13 protein-coding genes and 2 pseudogenes are annotated in these 13,189 nt (G+C 67.4%); 9 read left to right on the forward strand and 6 right to left on the reverse strand.

Annotated elements, in window-relative coordinates; translation table 11 throughout:
- Positions 1-14 precede the first annotated feature (14 nt).
- Entirely contained in the window at positions 15-593 is a 579-nt protein-coding gene (locus DR046_RS18965; protein ID WP_245191009.1) for a M48 family metallopeptidase, read from the reverse strand.
- A gap of 197 nt (positions 594-790) precedes the next feature.
- Here DR046_RS18965 and DR046_RS18970 point away from each other — a divergent pair, with 197 nt between their 5' ends.
- Positions 791-1,723 (forward strand): LysR family transcriptional regulator, encoded by a 933-nt coding sequence (locus tag DR046_RS18970; protein ID WP_115383947.1) that lies wholly within the window; start codon positions 791-793, stop codon positions 1,721-1,723.
- Here DR046_RS18970 and DR046_RS18975 read toward each other — a convergent pair.
- Positions 1,693-2,706: an alpha/beta fold hydrolase gene (locus DR046_RS18975; RefSeq protein ID WP_115383948.1), complete on the reverse strand. Its 1,014-nt coding sequence runs from the start codon at positions 2,704-2,706 to the stop codon at positions 1,693-1,695. The genes DR046_RS18970 and DR046_RS18975 overlap by 31 nt on opposite strands.
- A 58-nt stretch (positions 2,707-2,764) precedes the next feature.
- Positions 2,765-3,343: a TetR/AcrR family transcriptional regulator gene (locus DR046_RS18980; RefSeq protein ID WP_115383949.1), complete on the reverse strand. Its 579-nt coding sequence runs from the start codon at positions 3,341-3,343 to the stop codon at positions 2,765-2,767.
- Positions 3,344-3,583: 240 nt separating this feature from the next.
- Between DR046_RS18980 and DR046_RS24705 the strand changes: the two genes are divergently transcribed.
- The 4 genes and pseudogenes from DR046_RS24705 (at position 3,584) to DR046_RS24710 (ending at position 5,216) form a co-directional block, all read left to right on the forward strand.
- A complete protein-coding gene (locus DR046_RS24705; protein WP_115383962.1) occupies positions 3,584-3,754 on the forward strand; it encodes a helix-turn-helix domain-containing protein in 171 nt (56 codons plus the stop codon).
- Complete coding sequence (locus tag DR046_RS18995; protein ID WP_245191010.1) at positions 3,751-4,656, forward strand: GNAT family N-acetyltransferase; 906 nt, start codon at positions 3,751-3,753, stop codon at positions 4,654-4,656. The genes DR046_RS24705 and DR046_RS18995 overlap by 4 nt, the downstream gene beginning before the upstream one ends.
- Positions 4,657-4,684: 28 nt before the next feature.
- Positions 4,685-4,870 (forward strand): annotated as a pseudogene (locus DR046_RS24935) (DUF1349 domain-containing protein); the annotation flags it as partial.
- Between the two features lie 25 nt (positions 4,871-4,895).
- Positions 4,896-5,216 carry a DUF1349 domain-containing protein gene (locus tag DR046_RS24710; protein ID WP_115383950.1) on the forward strand — a complete coding sequence of 107 codons (321 nt, stop codon included), beginning with the start codon at positions 4,896-4,898 and terminating at the stop codon, positions 5,214-5,216.
- Positions 5,217-5,232: 16 nt separating this feature from the next.
- On the opposite strand, the gene DR046_RS19005 is transcribed toward DR046_RS24710, so the two are convergent.
- A complete protein-coding gene (locus tag DR046_RS19005; RefSeq protein ID WP_115383951.1) occupies positions 5,233-6,333 on the reverse strand; it encodes an acyltransferase family protein in 1,101 nt (366 codons plus the stop codon).
- A gap of 96 nt (positions 6,334-6,429) precedes the next feature.
- On the reverse strand, positions 6,430-7,866 hold the full coding sequence (pdxR, locus tag DR046_RS19010) for a MocR-like pyridoxine biosynthesis transcription factor PdxR (protein ID WP_167767185.1): 1,437 nt from the start codon (positions 7,864-7,866) through the stop codon (positions 6,430-6,432).
- Between the two features lie 78 nt (positions 7,867-7,944).
- Between pdxR and DR046_RS19015 the strand changes: the two genes are divergently transcribed.
- The 4 genes from DR046_RS19015 (at position 7,945) to DR046_RS19030 (ending at position 11,322) form a co-directional block, all read left to right on the forward strand.
- The gene (locus DR046_RS19015; protein WP_115383953.1) at positions 7,945-8,595 is read left to right on the forward strand and encodes a pyridoxamine 5'-phosphate oxidase family protein; all 651 of its coding nucleotides are present in this window, start codon (positions 7,945-7,947) and stop codon (positions 8,593-8,595) included.
- Positions 8,596-8,625: 30 nt separating this feature from the next.
- On the forward strand, positions 8,626-8,838 hold the full coding sequence (locus tag DR046_RS19020) for a hypothetical protein (RefSeq protein ID WP_115383954.1): 213 nt from the start codon (positions 8,626-8,628) through the stop codon (positions 8,836-8,838).
- Positions 8,839-8,953: 115 nt separating this feature from the next.
- A complete protein-coding gene (locus DR046_RS19025) occupies positions 8,954-10,696 on the forward strand; it encodes a serine hydrolase domain-containing protein (RefSeq protein ID WP_167767186.1) in 1,743 nt (580 codons plus the stop codon).
- A 110-nt stretch (positions 10,697-10,806) separates the two neighbouring features.
- Entirely contained in the window at positions 10,807-11,322 is a 516-nt protein-coding gene (locus DR046_RS19030) for an SH3 domain-containing protein (protein WP_167767187.1), read from the forward strand.
- 1,179 nt (positions 11,323-12,501) lie between these two features.
- Here DR046_RS19030 and DR046_RS24390 read toward each other — a convergent pair.
- A pseudogene (locus DR046_RS24390) lies at positions 12,502-12,930 on the reverse strand (IS701 family transposase); the annotation flags it as partial.
- Positions 12,931-13,189: the final 259 nt, after the last annotated feature.

Consider the following 13,189-nt stretch of genomic DNA (forward strand, 5'->3'; position numbering starts at 1 on the left):
GCCTTTCCATGCGATCAAAGAACTGTTTGTTGCTGCGTCTGTGCTTCCGCGGCCTTGCTCGTGTTTATGCCTGCTTGGGATCGCTGCCGGGTCTGGCGTACAATGAGAGCTTTCGGCCTGAATGCCTCCGGATCCGGGAAGTGGCCGAGACAGAGCTCGATCCGCTCAGGAAACTTGATGTGTGCCCGGTCCCGGTACCATGCCTCGACCAGTTCGCGCGTCACCTCCGGCCTGGTCGGCCGGTGTGTCTGCACAACGATGTAGCCGCGGATCAGCTTTACGCTTTCCTGGACATGCGGGACGACCTTCAGCCGATACTGGCGCCCGAGGTAGAGATGGGTCTCCCCGGCGACGAACCTGCGTTCCGGTGTTCTTGGAAGGAACTGGGCGAAGTACCGCTGCTGCCGCGTCACCCATGCCGCGCGCTTCCGCAGCTTGGCTTCTATGGCGTCGAGCGTCGTGTCCTCCGGGGCCGCGATCACCACCGAAGCATCCGGCTCGACAGCGATCTCTAGCGTCTTCCTCGGACGGCGGACGATCTCGTACCGGATCTCCTGCTCGCCGTACTGCAGGCAGTGCAGTTCCCGCGTCATGCCGCGAACCGGGCCCGAGCAAGATCCATGATCTTGAGTTCGAGATCGTCGAGCACCTGCACGGGCAGGTCGACGCCCCTCTCGTCACGCAGACCTACGCCATGGCAGGGTTCCTTTTCTGAAGTAATGCCTTGTCATGCCGGAATCTCGACACCAATAGAATTGTCTATCTCTGCATCTAGGCTACACAGAAAACCATGAACAGCCGGATCGACTGGGCGCTATGGCGCAGCTTTCTTGCAGTGGCCGAGACCGGCAGCCTGTCGGCGGCCGCCCGCGCGCTCGGCCTCACGCAGCCTACGGTCGGCCGCCACATCGATACCCTCGAGTCTGCGGTGGGCCAGACCCTGTTCCTGCGCACGCCGCAGGGTCTCGGGCTGACCGAGGCCGCCGCAGCGCTGGTCCCTGAGGCACGAGCGATGCAGCTGACCGCCGACAGCCTCGCCCGGCGGGCGGCCAGCGCACCGGAGGCGGGCGCCGGCACCGTCCGCATCGCTGCGAGCCACGTCGTCGGCGCCGAGGTTCTGCCGACCGCTCTTGCCCCGCTGCTGGCCGCGCATCCGGGCCTCGCCGTGGAACTCGCGCTGTCGAACGACAGCGCCGACCTGCTGCGGCGGGAGGCCGACCTTGCCATCCGCATGGCGCGCCCCGCGCAGGGCCGCCTCGTCGCGCGGCGGCTGGGAGACGTGCCGCTCGGTCTCTTTGCGCATCGCGCCTATCTTGACGGCGCCGGCCGGCCCGAGAGCATGACGGACCTGAAGGCGCATGTGCTGATCGGACCGGATGGTGACCCTGCGGCGCTGGCAGGACTGGAGGCGTTCGGCGGCGTCATTGGTCGGTCCGACCTGCGCCTGCGGACCGACAGCGAGGCGGCCCAAATCGCGAGCATCCGGGCTAGGCTGGGGATCGGCGTGATGCATGCAGGTATCGCGGCAAGGGACCCGCTTCTGGAGCCGGTGCTGCCCGACCTCTTGAACTGGAGCCTAGACGCCTGGCTCGTCCTGCACGACGACCTGCGGCGGCTGCCGATGGTCCGCCTCGTGGCGGACCACCTGTCGACGGTGCTGCCGGCCGTGCTGCGTAGCGGAGTGCTGCCGCCTCACTCGGGCGTGGCGGTGCGGGCGACGTAGTCCGTGATGAGCTGTGCGAGGGTGCGGGCATGGTCGCGGTTCATCAGGATCGAGAAGTGGTCCGCGCCCTCGATCGTCGTCTGTGCGCCCATGGTAAAGCGGCCGGCGGTCTCGCGGTGGAGCGGTTCAACGAGATCCGAGAAATCCTCGGAGCCGGGCACCGGGCTACCTGCCGTCACGGCCAGGACACTCAGTTCGGCGGGCAGATCCTGTGCGGCGGCGCGGGCGGTGATGTCGTCCCAATGCCGCAGTTCCTCTGCGGACGTCGCGAGATGGACGCGGTCGCCGGCGAACGCGCGCGCCGCCACCAGCGCATCGCCCTCCAGCCCGGCGGCCCCGGCCTCGAGCGGGTTCCACAGATGCAGGAGCCCGGTCATCGAGATGCCCGACAGTGCGGACAGAAGCCCCGGAAAGGCGCGGAACTCGGCCACCATGTCGTTGCTGAAGGCGGCAAGTTGATCCTCGTGAGAGGCGTCTACCAGAACAACGGCAGCCGTATCTGCTGGGAACTGCGCCGCGAAATCGCGCGCGAAGAAGCCGCCCAGTGAGTGGCCTACCACCACGAAGGGGCCGGCCTCGCCGGCATCGGTCAGGGCGGCGTGCAGGTCGCGCGCCGCCTGTCCGGGCTGGAAGCCCGCGGGCAACTGTTCGCTCAGCCCCATGCCAGCCCGGTCGTAGGAGCACACCCGCGCGTCATCGTCGAGCGCGTCCTGGACCCAGGTCCAGGTCTCGGCGAAACCCGTTGCGCCCGCCTCGAGCACAAAGGTCGTCTCACCGGCGCCGGTGCAGAGGAGCCGCAGATCATGCGTTCCGGTGCTGGCGAAGGTCGCTTCGTGGGACATCTGCGCCTGCGTCCACAGGCGCGCTCCTTCCTGCGCGGCGGCAATCAGCGCAATGGCCGTCAGCGCAGCGGCAGCAATCCGGAGGGGCCGGCGCAGAGATGCACCCCCGGTTTGGGCGGGAGAGGTGGAGAGGGTCGTCATGGGTCTTTTTCCTTTCTTCAATCGGACGTCCGTCCGTTATTATGGCGAAAAAAGAGGATCAGGCGAAGCGCATGGCCTTCAGCGCGCGGCCGATCCCGGCGATGTCGGGCCTTTCGCCCAGTGCGACCGACAGGATCAGGCCCTGGTAGGTCGCGTAGAGAAGGTCGGCGAGGACCGGGGCGGCATGTCCGGTCCAGTCCCCGCGCGTTGCCTGCCGCCCTTCGATCAGGCGCACGAGCGCGGCCCTGACCGCCGCGCGGTTCTTCACCACCGCGCGATGGAGATCCGGATTGGCCAGCGCCTCGGCCGCGATCATCAGGTCGACACGCGGGGCCTGACCGGGGTCCATGTTGGTCAACGCATCGAAGAAAGTGTCGATGATCGCATCGAGGTCGGCCCCGGTGGCGGAACCGCCGAACGCCGACAGCGCCTCGGCCATCCCCGCCTCCGTCACGCCGAGGATCAGGTCGTCCTTCGACTGGAAGTAGTTGTAGACCGCCCCGGCGCTCAGCCCCGCCTCACGGAACACGTCGCGCAGGGTGACCTTCGACAGCCCCTTTTCGGCGAAGACGCGCCGCGCGGCAGCGAGGATCTGCGCGCGCCGCTCTTCCATGGCTTCCTTCGCAATCTTCGGCATCGAGTCACCTTAAAACGGACAACCGTCCTATAATGAGGTCGATTGATAGCGTCAAGCTGGGATAGGCGTGCCCACTGCGGAGGATCGCCGAGGCACCTGTCGGATGGTGGTGACGTTGGCAAGAACAGGAATCCGTGACACCCACGCGCAGTTCGGATTGTCGTCGACAACGCCGAAATCGTGTAAACGTGCCCCATACTGAACAGAGTGACGCTGGACGCGATACCGGACCGCCGCAAGATGTGCTTGAGAGACGATCCAAAACGCATCGAGATCACAGAGCAGAACCTGTCGCATCTCAAATCCGGTAAGGCGCATGGCATGCCGTCCCAGCCCCTCTCCTTCATATGCCAAGCGTGCGACTGCCGGCCGGGCACCCTGCTCGAAGGGTCGAAGGAGCGAGGGGTATGAGGCCGCGTCCTTCTGCCCGCCTTCTCGTCGTCGATGCCGATGACCGTGTCCTGCTCCTGCGGTTCAATCACCGCGACGGCCCCTTGGCAGGGCAGGTCTACTGGGCCACGCCGGGCGGGGCGCTGGAGCCCGACGAAACATGGGAAGCGGCGGCGATCCGCGAACTGGCCGAGGAAACAGGCATCATCGCTGAAGACCCCGGTGCCCCGGTCCATGTGCGCGACTTTCCGCTACAGCTGCCGGACGGCACCTGGGTCGAGGCGCAGGAGCGGTTCTTCCTGATCCGCGTGCCCGCGGCGAGAATGGACGCCTCCGGGCGCACGGCGCATGAGGTGCAGGTTCTGGACCGGCATGAATGGTGGTCGCTCAATGCGCTCGAGCAGACCACCGACATCGTCCACCCCGCGAACCTTTCCGACATCCTTCGGCCCCACCTGCGCGCCGGATCGGCACTCGGTCTGCGACCCTATGAGGCTGGACGTGACCTCGAACGCTGCTTGGCGATCTGGCGCGTGGCGTCCGAGGCCGGGCATCCGTTCCTCGATGCCGCGACGCTCGATGCCGATGCTGTGCAGGTCCGCGACGTCTACATGCCTGCGGCCGAAATCGTTGTGGCAGAACGGGGCGGGGCGGTGGTTGGATTCATAGCTCTGCTGGACGATCTCGTTGGCGGGCTCTTCGTCGATCCGGCGACACACCGCTCGGGTGCGGGGCGCGCGCTGATCCGCGATGCCGCCCGCGTCCGTGGTCGGCTGGAGGTCGAGGTCTACGAAGCCAACGCCGGCGCGCGTGCCTTCTATGCCGCCTGCGGCTTCGCCGAGACGGGACGGCGCGAGATCGACGATCACGGGCGGAAACTACCGCTGATCCGCATGACCCTGACGCGAGGAGACAGACCATGACCGGGCTGAGCGCTCTGGACTCGGCCGAGTGGTTGAACCCGCCGAAACCGGCGACCGCACGGATTTCTGGCGCGATACGCTCTACGGCTTCCGGCGCGACAGCGGCCATGCGCTGCTGGTGCCGGTCGAGGGGGACTTCACGGCCCATGTCGGCTTCGACGGCGACTATCGTGCGCTTTACGACCAGGCCGGGCTGATGCTGCGCCGGGACGAGGCGCACTGGATCAAGCAAGGCGGGGATCGAGCTGTCCGACGGGGTGGCGAACCTCTCGGTCGTGGTCACGCAAGGGGCTTCCGACTGGTCCACTCTGCCGCTCGGTCCCAGGCCGGGACCGCAGCGCCTGCGCCTGTCGCGGACAGGGGGCGCCATCGTGATCCAGGCCCGCAACGCAGCGAAGCGCTGGCAACTCCTGCGGGTGGCGCCCTTTCTCGAGGGGCCGGTCCGGATCGGGCTGATGGCCTGCTCGCCCGAGCGCGCCGGGTTCGCGGCGCGCTTTACGGAATTCACCCTCGGTCCGGCCGTCGCGCAGGCCCTGCACGACGACAGCCCGGCATCCTAGGCGCTCGACGACGCCATCACAGGACGCGTCGTACCGCTGCTGACCGGCGCAGGAGTGCGGTCAGCCCGAAGGCCGCGAGCGCCGTCGCCGCCACTGACAAGGGAAGGGCCACGGCGTACGGGACACCGAGAGCATCGAGGACACGGCTCAGGCCCACGAGGATCGGCGCGTGCAGGATGAAGGTGCCGTAGCTGTTCGCAGCCGCCCAAGCCCAGAACGCCGCTGCGCGATCTCCGTGGCGCTGGGTCCAGTGGATGAGTGCCGCGATGGCGCCAAGGGCGACCAGCGGCTCCCAGGAGGCATAGGAGATGGCGGCCAGCGAAAAGCCCGTTTCGAAGCGGGGCGCATCGGTTGACAGCAGGACGGCCGGCAGAACGGGGAGCGCCGCCAGACCCACGGCAATTGAGCGCCACAGGCTGCGCGTCGGCAGACGGTCGAGCCAGCCGTTCCGACCCGCCCGCACGCCGACGGCGAAGAGAACGACGTAGGATGCAAAGTAGCCAAGCTGGAAGCCCGCGACCGTCGCGCCGACCGGCACGACCTGCCGGACCGCGAGGGCGGCGTGGCCAGTGAGGAGCGCGAGGCCGAGCCAATGCGCGAAGGGCGGCACGGGCCGGGTTTCGCCCGTGCTCGTCGGCCAGATCGCCAAGACGATCGAGAAGACCAGCAGAGCCGCCGGAAACCAGAGCGGGCCAAGGATGAAGTTGCCGTGCAGGATACGTCGGCCCGTTTCCGCGAGGATGTCACCGGCAGGGGCGCTGGCTAGCGCGACGGTCAGCGGGCCGAGCAGGAAGCCGAAGACCAGCACCGGCAGCCCGAGCCGGAGCGCGCGCTCGGACAGGAAGGCGGCTGCGCCCTTCCTGTCCACCGACGCCGGCGTCAGCGCGCCCGAGATCATGAAGAACAGCCCCATGAAGAAGGCCTGGTTCACGGCGGCGAGGAAGGTGAGCGGGACGCTTGTCGCTTCGGTTGCCTTGAAGAACCAGCTGCCGCTCGCACCATAGGTGATGGCGGCGTGGTGCAGGATCACCAGCAGGATGAGGCCCGCGCGCAGCCTGTCGATCCAGAAAGCGCGGGTGCGGGACGGGGCGGGTCGGATTGCCGTGATGGTGGTCATGCTGACGCCTTGCTGCAGAACTGGCGCCACCCATGCAGAAGAAGTGGGTCACCGCACAGAACCAGTCGTCATCGAATGATAGGGGCCGGTCCGGGTTCATCCTCCGTCGCCCTTGTCCAGGAGCCGGCGCAGCGTTTCGGCGAAGCGACGCGCATCGCGGGCGTTTGCGGTGCCGAACCCGACGACGAGCCCCTGCGCGGGGGTATCGAGGAAATAGTCGGACAGAGAGGACACCGCGAAACCCGCGTCGTTCAGCGAGGCGCGCAGCGGGCCGTCATCGGCCACCTCCGGCAAGCGGGCCGTCAGCTGCAGGCCGCCATCGGGGGCGGAAAGCTGGACGCGGTCCCCGAGCGCCTCGGTCAGCGCCGACGTGACGAGCCGCAGGCGCTCGCGATAGGCCGAGGAGATCGCCGCGACATGCGCGCGGTAGGCCCCCTGCGCCATGAACTCGGCCAGAGCCGCCTGTGCGTGAACATTGGCCGCGAGGCCCAGCCTACGCTGCACCGCCTGAACGGCGTGGGCGCTGCCCTTGGGCGCCACCAGCCAGCCGATGCGCAGACCCGGCAGCAGGCTCTTGGCGGCGCTGCCCAGATAGACGACATGACTGGCGTCGGGTACAGCGGCCAACGCGGCGATGCCTCTGCCTGCCCAGACGAATTCGCTATCGTAGTCGTCTTCGACGATCATCGCGCCAGTTGCGCGGGCGGCCTCGACAAGGGCAAGGCGGCGCGGCATCGGCAGGCGCACGCCCGTGGGATACTGCGTCGAGGGCGTGAGATAGATCAGCCGGACAGCGGTCAGGTCCGCTGCTGCGGGATCGACACCCTGCGCGTCCACGGGTAGCGCGCGGCAGGTCAGCCCGGCTGCCTCGAACGTCGCGCGCGCGCTGATGTAGCCAGGGCTCTCGACCAGCGCGATCTCGCCCGGATCCGCGAACGTTGCTGCGGCAATCATTAGGCTCGCCTGCGTTCCGGGCGTCACGACGATATCCTCGGGCGAGCAGATCAGACCGCGATGGCGGTGCAACTGGTCGGCCAGGACCTGGCGAAGTTCAGGAAGGCCCTCAAAATGGGCATAGCCCTCGGCCCCGTCCTGGCGGTGCCGCGCGGCGCGGCGCAGGACCCGGCCCCAGGCGTCGGCGGGAAACAGCGCCGGATCGGGCGAGCCGGGGGCAAGCCGGCCTTCAGACAATCCCCGGCGAAGGGTCGTGCTTGCGGCCCGCGCGCGATCCGACAGGCGGACGGACGCTGTAGAACCGGACGCCCGTCCGAGATCCAGTGCCGCCACGCGCGGCAGCGTCCCGGGCCGGACCTCGATCAGCCCCTCGGCGGCCAGAAGCTCGTAGGCCGCATTCACCGTGTTGCGCCCGACGCCGAGAAGGGCCGAGGCCGCGCGCGACGAGGGTAGCGACTCGCCTGCAGTCAGCCGCCCCTCCAAAACGGCTGTCCGAATGCTGCGATACAGCTGGACGACCAATGTCTCGGACGCGTCGGGGGCGACTGTCACAAGGCTCGCAAAGACCACTGGTTCCATGAAACGCCTTCCGACTGGCTCCTCCATGGAGCCAGATAATGGGGCAGAAGGCGCCCATCTGAAAGAGGAAGATGCGCTATGACTGACCAGCCCCGCTTCAACCGCGCCCGCAACCCCAAGCGCGCCCTTTACGACGAGGCGACCGTCCACGCGATCCTCGATGCCGGGATGGTCGGCCACGTCGGCTTCGTGGCCGACGGCCGGCCGATGGTGATGCCGATGGCCTACGCCCGTGGCCCCGGGTGCCTCTGGCTGCACGGCGCGTCGAAGGCACGGATCGTAAAGCTGGCCGATGGGGCGCCCCTGTCGATGACCGTCACGTTGCTCGACGGGATCGTGGCGGCGCGGTCGGGGTTCCACCATTCGGTGAACTATCGCTCGGCGGTGGTCCACGGGACGGGCCGCGCGGTGACGGACCCCGATGATCTGGAAACCGCCCTGCAGGCCATCACTGAGCATCTGCTTCCCGGCCGCTGTGCCGAGATCCGCCCGATGACCGCGCAGGAGCGCAAGGCCACCGGGGTCGTCGCCCTCTGCATCGAAGCGGCGAGCGCCAAGGTCCGCGGCGGTCCGCCCGTCGATGACGAGGGCGATCATGCGCTCGGCCTCTGGGGCGGTGTCGTACCGGTGGTGACTGCGCTCGGCCGAGGCCTGCCTGACGCTCATACGCCTGAGGCCCTGCCCGAGCCGCCCTCGATCGCCCGCGCCCGCGCGCGGTTCGCATTTTGACCTCATGATCCCCTTCAAGGAACCAGACCCATGACCTTCGCCGATACCACCTTCGCGACCCCTCGCTTCATCCTGCCCCTGAGAGAGACCCTCTCGAGCCTCTGCAATCGTCACCGCACGGCGTCAGCGATCGCGCATCTCGATGACCGGCTGCGTGCCGATGTCGGTCTGCCGCCGAAGAGTGAGCGCACGCTCCTGCCGCACGAAGCCGCGGCGCGCGCCGCCATGATGGCGTGGCGATAGCCCGACAGGCCGTTAACGGAGCACCATCGCGATGAGACACCTTCTTCTTTCCACCTTCCTTGTCGGGGCGGTTCTGATCGGCTCGACCGTATCCGTTCGCGCCGAGGACGATGCCATGACCCGTTGGACAGATCCCGAAAACCGCTTCGCCCTCGTTCGGCCTGAGGGATGGCAGCTCGACGGGTCGGGATCCCTTGTGGAGCTTACCAGTCCGGAGGGTGACATCGCGCTCTGGTTCGGCTTGTCGGATGCAAGCGACCCTACGCAGGCGGTCGATGCCGCCTGGAGCGCCGCTGGCGAGACTGTGCCCGCCCCGCACGCCGTGGTCCCGGCCCCACCCCGGGATGGGGTCGAGGCGGCGACGGCCTTCGCCTATCCGCCCGAGGGCGACGTGATCCGGCAGGCCATCGTCGAGAGCCGCGGCGGCCGCCTGCATGTGACCCTGATCCGCGGAACGCTGGCCGCGCTCGAGCGGCGCGGCGCGCAGGTGAACATCGCCGTGACGGGGTTTCAGCCTGCCGATATGGCAACTGTCGATCTCACCGGTATCGCGCCTGATGCCCTCGATGCGACGGATCTGGATGCGCTGGGCGCCTACGTTCAGGATCACCTCGCCCGCTTCGACGTGCCGGGCGCCGTCGTCGCCGTGGTGCAGGGCGGCGAGGTGCGGATGCTTCAGGGCTTCGGCGTCCGCGCCCTCGGGACAAGCGATGCGGTGACACCGGACACTCGGATGATGATCGGTTCGGTCGGCAAGTCGATGACGACGCTGCTGATGGCCCGCCTGGTCGAAGAGGGGCGCCTTTCCTGGGACCAGCCGGTGCAGAGCGTCCTGCCAGGCTTTGCCGTCGCCGATCCGGAGCTTTCGGAGACGATCACCGTCCAGAACCTCGTCTGCGCCTGCTCGGGTGTGCCGCGGCGCGACATGGAATTCCTGTTCAACGCGACGGAACTCGATGCCGAAGCGGTGATCGGCTCTCTGACCGCGTTCGAGTTCTTCACCGGGTTCGGCGAGGCCTTCCAGTATTCCAACCAGCTGGTCGCGACGGGCGGCTGGGTCACCGCCGCCGCCGACGGGGCCGAATGGGGTGCGCTGGACGCCGGCTATGCCCGCTTGCTGGAAGAACGTCTGTTCGCGCCGCTCGGCATGACCCGCTCCACGATCGACTTTGCCGAGGTCATGGCCGATGCAGATGTCGCTACGCCCCACGCGCCCCATGGCGCGGGCCAGCGCAGCCTGCTGCCGGCCCAGACCGAGGGCGCGCTCCTGCCCGTGGCACCGGCGGGCGCGCACTGGTCCACTGGCGCGGACATGGCACGCTACCTTCAGGCGCTTCTGGCTATCGGCGGCGGGAACGGCATCGTCTCGACGGAGAGCCTTGCCCATCTCACAGCGCCGCAAGTGCCGGTCAGCGCGACCATGTCCTACGGGCTCGGCTGGTTCGTCGAGGAATGGAAGGGTCAGCGTCTGATACAGCACGGCGGCAACACCTTCGGCTTCACGAGCGAGTTAGCCTTCCTGCCCGAAGCGAGTGCCGGCATCGTGATCCTGACCAACGCGGGCCGGGCGAACGACTTCGTCCAGGCGGTCCGCGCGCGGTTCCTCGAGGTGCTGTTCGACCTGCCTGCAACTCACCATGCCGGCGCCCTGATTGCCCGGGCCGAGGCCGACCGCCGTGCCGCGGACTGGGCCGGCGCGCAGACGATCCCGCCCGAGGTGGCCAGTGCCGCCGTGGGACGGTATCGGTCGAGTGTCCTGGGCGAGGTGGCCCTGCGGCGCGAGGGCGACCGGCTGATCTTCGACATCGGGGAGATGGCGGGCGAGGTTCGCGTTGACCCCGCAAGACCCGAACGCTGAATCGTCTGGGAAGGGCCGCTCTTCACCATGCCGCTCGCTTTCGATCCGGCGACACGGTCGCTGATCTTCGGCGAAGGCGCTGCGCAATACGTGCTCGAGGCGGTTCAATGATGTCTGCCAAAGGTGTCCTCCTGCTCCTCTTGGCTTTTGCGCCGATTGCGATCATTGGCTCGTCGGGTCACGCGGTGGCCGAACCGGTTCGCGTGGGCGCCGAGCATTGCGTCGTCAACGTCGCGCCCGGCGATCCGTTGAACCTGCGCGTCGGGCCCGGAACCGGCCATCGGGTCGTGACCCGCTTGCCCTATGCGACCTGCGGACTAACTGTGATGGACACCTGCCGGGGCAACTGGTGCCCGGTCGAGGACGGCCACCATGCCGGCTGGCTGCACCGCCGCTACATTGCGGCGGTGTCGCGCCCGACGCACTGCCTCAGCCCCCTCACGCAGCCGCAAGCCGTGGCATTACGGGCCTGGCCGTCCGATGGCTCGCGAGTGCTTGCACGCCTCGTTCCACGAAGCTGCGGCATCGCCCTTCTACCATATCAAGTAGAGGGCTGGCAGAAGGTCCGCCAAGGCGGATGGGAAGGCTGGGTCCGGCTGTCGGACCTTCTATTCTTCGATGGATAGGGCAGATTGTGCCATCTCGCGGTCATCGCCGCCATGGGTCGGGGTCAGCAGTTTCGCGGCCGGCCTGCGGATGCCGCTGCGGCTAACGGCGGCGAAGCAGAAGCTTTGAACAGTTCGCTCCCGGTCGCGATTGCATCGAACGACGCCGCGAACTGAGACGATTTCCCTATATTGCAATGGGTTACGGGCCAGAGAACGTTCGATGCCAGTCCCGTCCCCTCCGCCACTTGCCCCTGCGAAAGCGTTCTCTCGATCCGGCCGCGGCCGGATTTTTCCGTTGTTTTTGGGGGTTATGCGGGTGGGGCTGAGCACTGGCTCGGGCACCAAGTGACCCGGAAGCGGTCTCTCAGCGCCGGTATTCTCCGGACCTCATGACTGCGCCGATTTGGTGCAGAGCTTGTAAGACGCTGCAACGACGGGATTTCTTACCTCGAGAATTTTGGGTTTTGATATGAGAGGCATTCGTCCTGAAGGACCAGAAATCAAAACAGACTCGGTTGAGTCAGTGGTGGCCACGGATCCTGAGGGTTCGCTCTGGTTTAAAAACCGCAAGATGACCCGATAAACATGCCAGCCACTCATCAGCTTCGGAGCGAGATGAGGTAGTCCTCACCAATCACGCGTACAGGCACAGCATCGTCGAAAGCAGCGATGGTGTTCACATGAGCGCCGACGGCGGGGCCCTGCGAAGCGGCCTGAAAGGCAGGCTCCGCCAGCGCTTGCGCCGTCCTCCGTAGGGCGCGGTGCGCGTGTATCAAAGCCTGCCGACGCATCAATCCTAATACTACAGTTGCATATACTCCGTTCGTTTTCGATGACAGGTGGCGGCTGCGGTTTGGTGCTGTCGTCGCCATCGGGACCAGTGCCAGACGAAGGCGGCACGTGTCCGGTGTGGAATCACGAGCTTGGCGATCAGGGTGCGCAGCTCGGACATGCTCATGGTCCCCGCCGCCATGGCGGTCATGCGGCTTCGGGGGCGTCGTGCGGCGTCGGACTCGTTTTGTCTTCGGATGGTTTGCCGAAGGCGGCGCGGGCCTGCGTGGCGGCGAGCGTGGCGAGGAACGCCTGCGCAGCCATGACGAGGGTCATGTGGCGGTGCCAGCCGTGCCAGGAGCGGGCCTCGCAGTGGTCGAGGCCGAGGTCGTCCTTGGCGCGCAGGAAGCATTCCTCGATCGCCCAACGGCTGGCGTAGGTGGCGAACACGCCGACCTGGCAATTCTCGATCCGACCAGCCGTACCCGAGTACTGCCGCCCCACGCCCACCGAGTGCCGGCCCTGCTTGAGGAACCCCGTCTCGTCCACGATCAGAACGCCGCCCGGATCACCGAGCACCTCCAGCGCGTAGTCCCGCACCAGATCCCGCAACGCCTCCGCCGACCACCGACTGCGCCCGAGCAAAGACTGCACCCGGTAGGGCTTCGCAAGCCCCGCCTGCTCGGCCAGCATCCAGCCCGTCTTGCGCTCCGCCCCCGATAGCAGCCCGTCCACGAACGCCGCGGCCGTCGCGCGCTGCTCGGCGCGCCCGAACGCAGACCCCATCCGCGCCTTTAGATGATCGAGCTCCGCACGCCAGTCCACCAGCGCACCTGCCAAGACCGCAGATGCCATCGCCCAACCCTCCGCTCCCGCTCCACGGAGCGCAAAGAGCCACATCTGCTGACAATGCGCAACTGTAGTACTAAGCTTCTAGGCTCCAGACTCATAACCAGTAGGTGACGGTTGCGGCGAGGGCGACGGCGGAGAGGATGAACCGCGCCGGGTTTGCCGGAGGCTCCAACTTCTGAGTAGGGTGGAGCATCATGAGCAAGACCACGAACAAGTTTTCTCCTGAGGTGCGCGAGCGGGCGGTGCGGCTGGTTCTCGACAG

The sequence above is a fragment of the Jannaschia formosa genome (assembly GCF_003340555.1).
In the GTDB taxonomy this organism is placed as follows: Bacteria; Pseudomonadota; Alphaproteobacteria; order Rhodobacterales; family Rhodobacteraceae; genus Jannaschia; species Jannaschia formosa.

Coding starts and splice junctions, on each gene's coding strand:
- DR046_RS18965 (WP_245191009.1), bottom strand. CDS start 593: ATGACGCGGGAACTGCACTGCCTGCAGTACGGCGAGCAGGAGATCCGG.
- DR046_RS18970 (WP_115383947.1), top strand. CDS start 791: ATGAACAGCCGGATCGACTGGGCGCTATGGCGCAGCTTTCTTGCAGTG.
- DR046_RS18975 (WP_115383948.1), bottom strand. CDS start 2,706: ATGACGACCCTCTCCACCTCTCCCGCCCAAACCGGGGGTGCATCTCTG.
- DR046_RS18980 (WP_115383949.1), bottom strand. CDS start 3,343: ATGCCGAAGATTGCGAAGGAAGCCATGGAAGAGCGGCGCGCGCAGATC.
- DR046_RS24705 (WP_115383962.1), top strand. CDS start 3,584: ATGTGCTTGAGAGACGATCCAAAACGCATCGAGATCACAGAGCAGAAC.
- DR046_RS18995 (WP_245191010.1), top strand. CDS start 3,751: ATGAGGCCGCGTCCTTCTGCCCGCCTTCTCGTCGTCGATGCCGATGAC.
- DR046_RS19005 (WP_115383951.1), bottom strand. CDS start 6,333: ATGACCACCATCACGGCAATCCGACCCGCCCCGTCCCGCACCCGCGCT.
- pdxR (WP_167767185.1), bottom strand. CDS start 7,866: ATGGAACCAGTGGTCTTTGCGAGCCTTGTGACAGTCGCCCCCGACGCG.
- DR046_RS19015 (WP_115383953.1), top strand. CDS start 7,945: ATGACTGACCAGCCCCGCTTCAACCGCGCCCGCAACCCCAAGCGCGCC.
- DR046_RS19020 (WP_115383954.1), top strand. CDS start 8,626: ATGACCTTCGCCGATACCACCTTCGCGACCCCTCGCTTCATCCTGCCC.
- DR046_RS19025 (WP_167767186.1), top strand. CDS start 8,954: ATGACCCGTTGGACAGATCCCGAAAACCGCTTCGCCCTCGTTCGGCCT.
- DR046_RS19030 (WP_167767187.1), top strand. CDS start 10,807: ATGTCTGCCAAAGGTGTCCTCCTGCTCCTCTTGGCTTTTGCGCCGATT.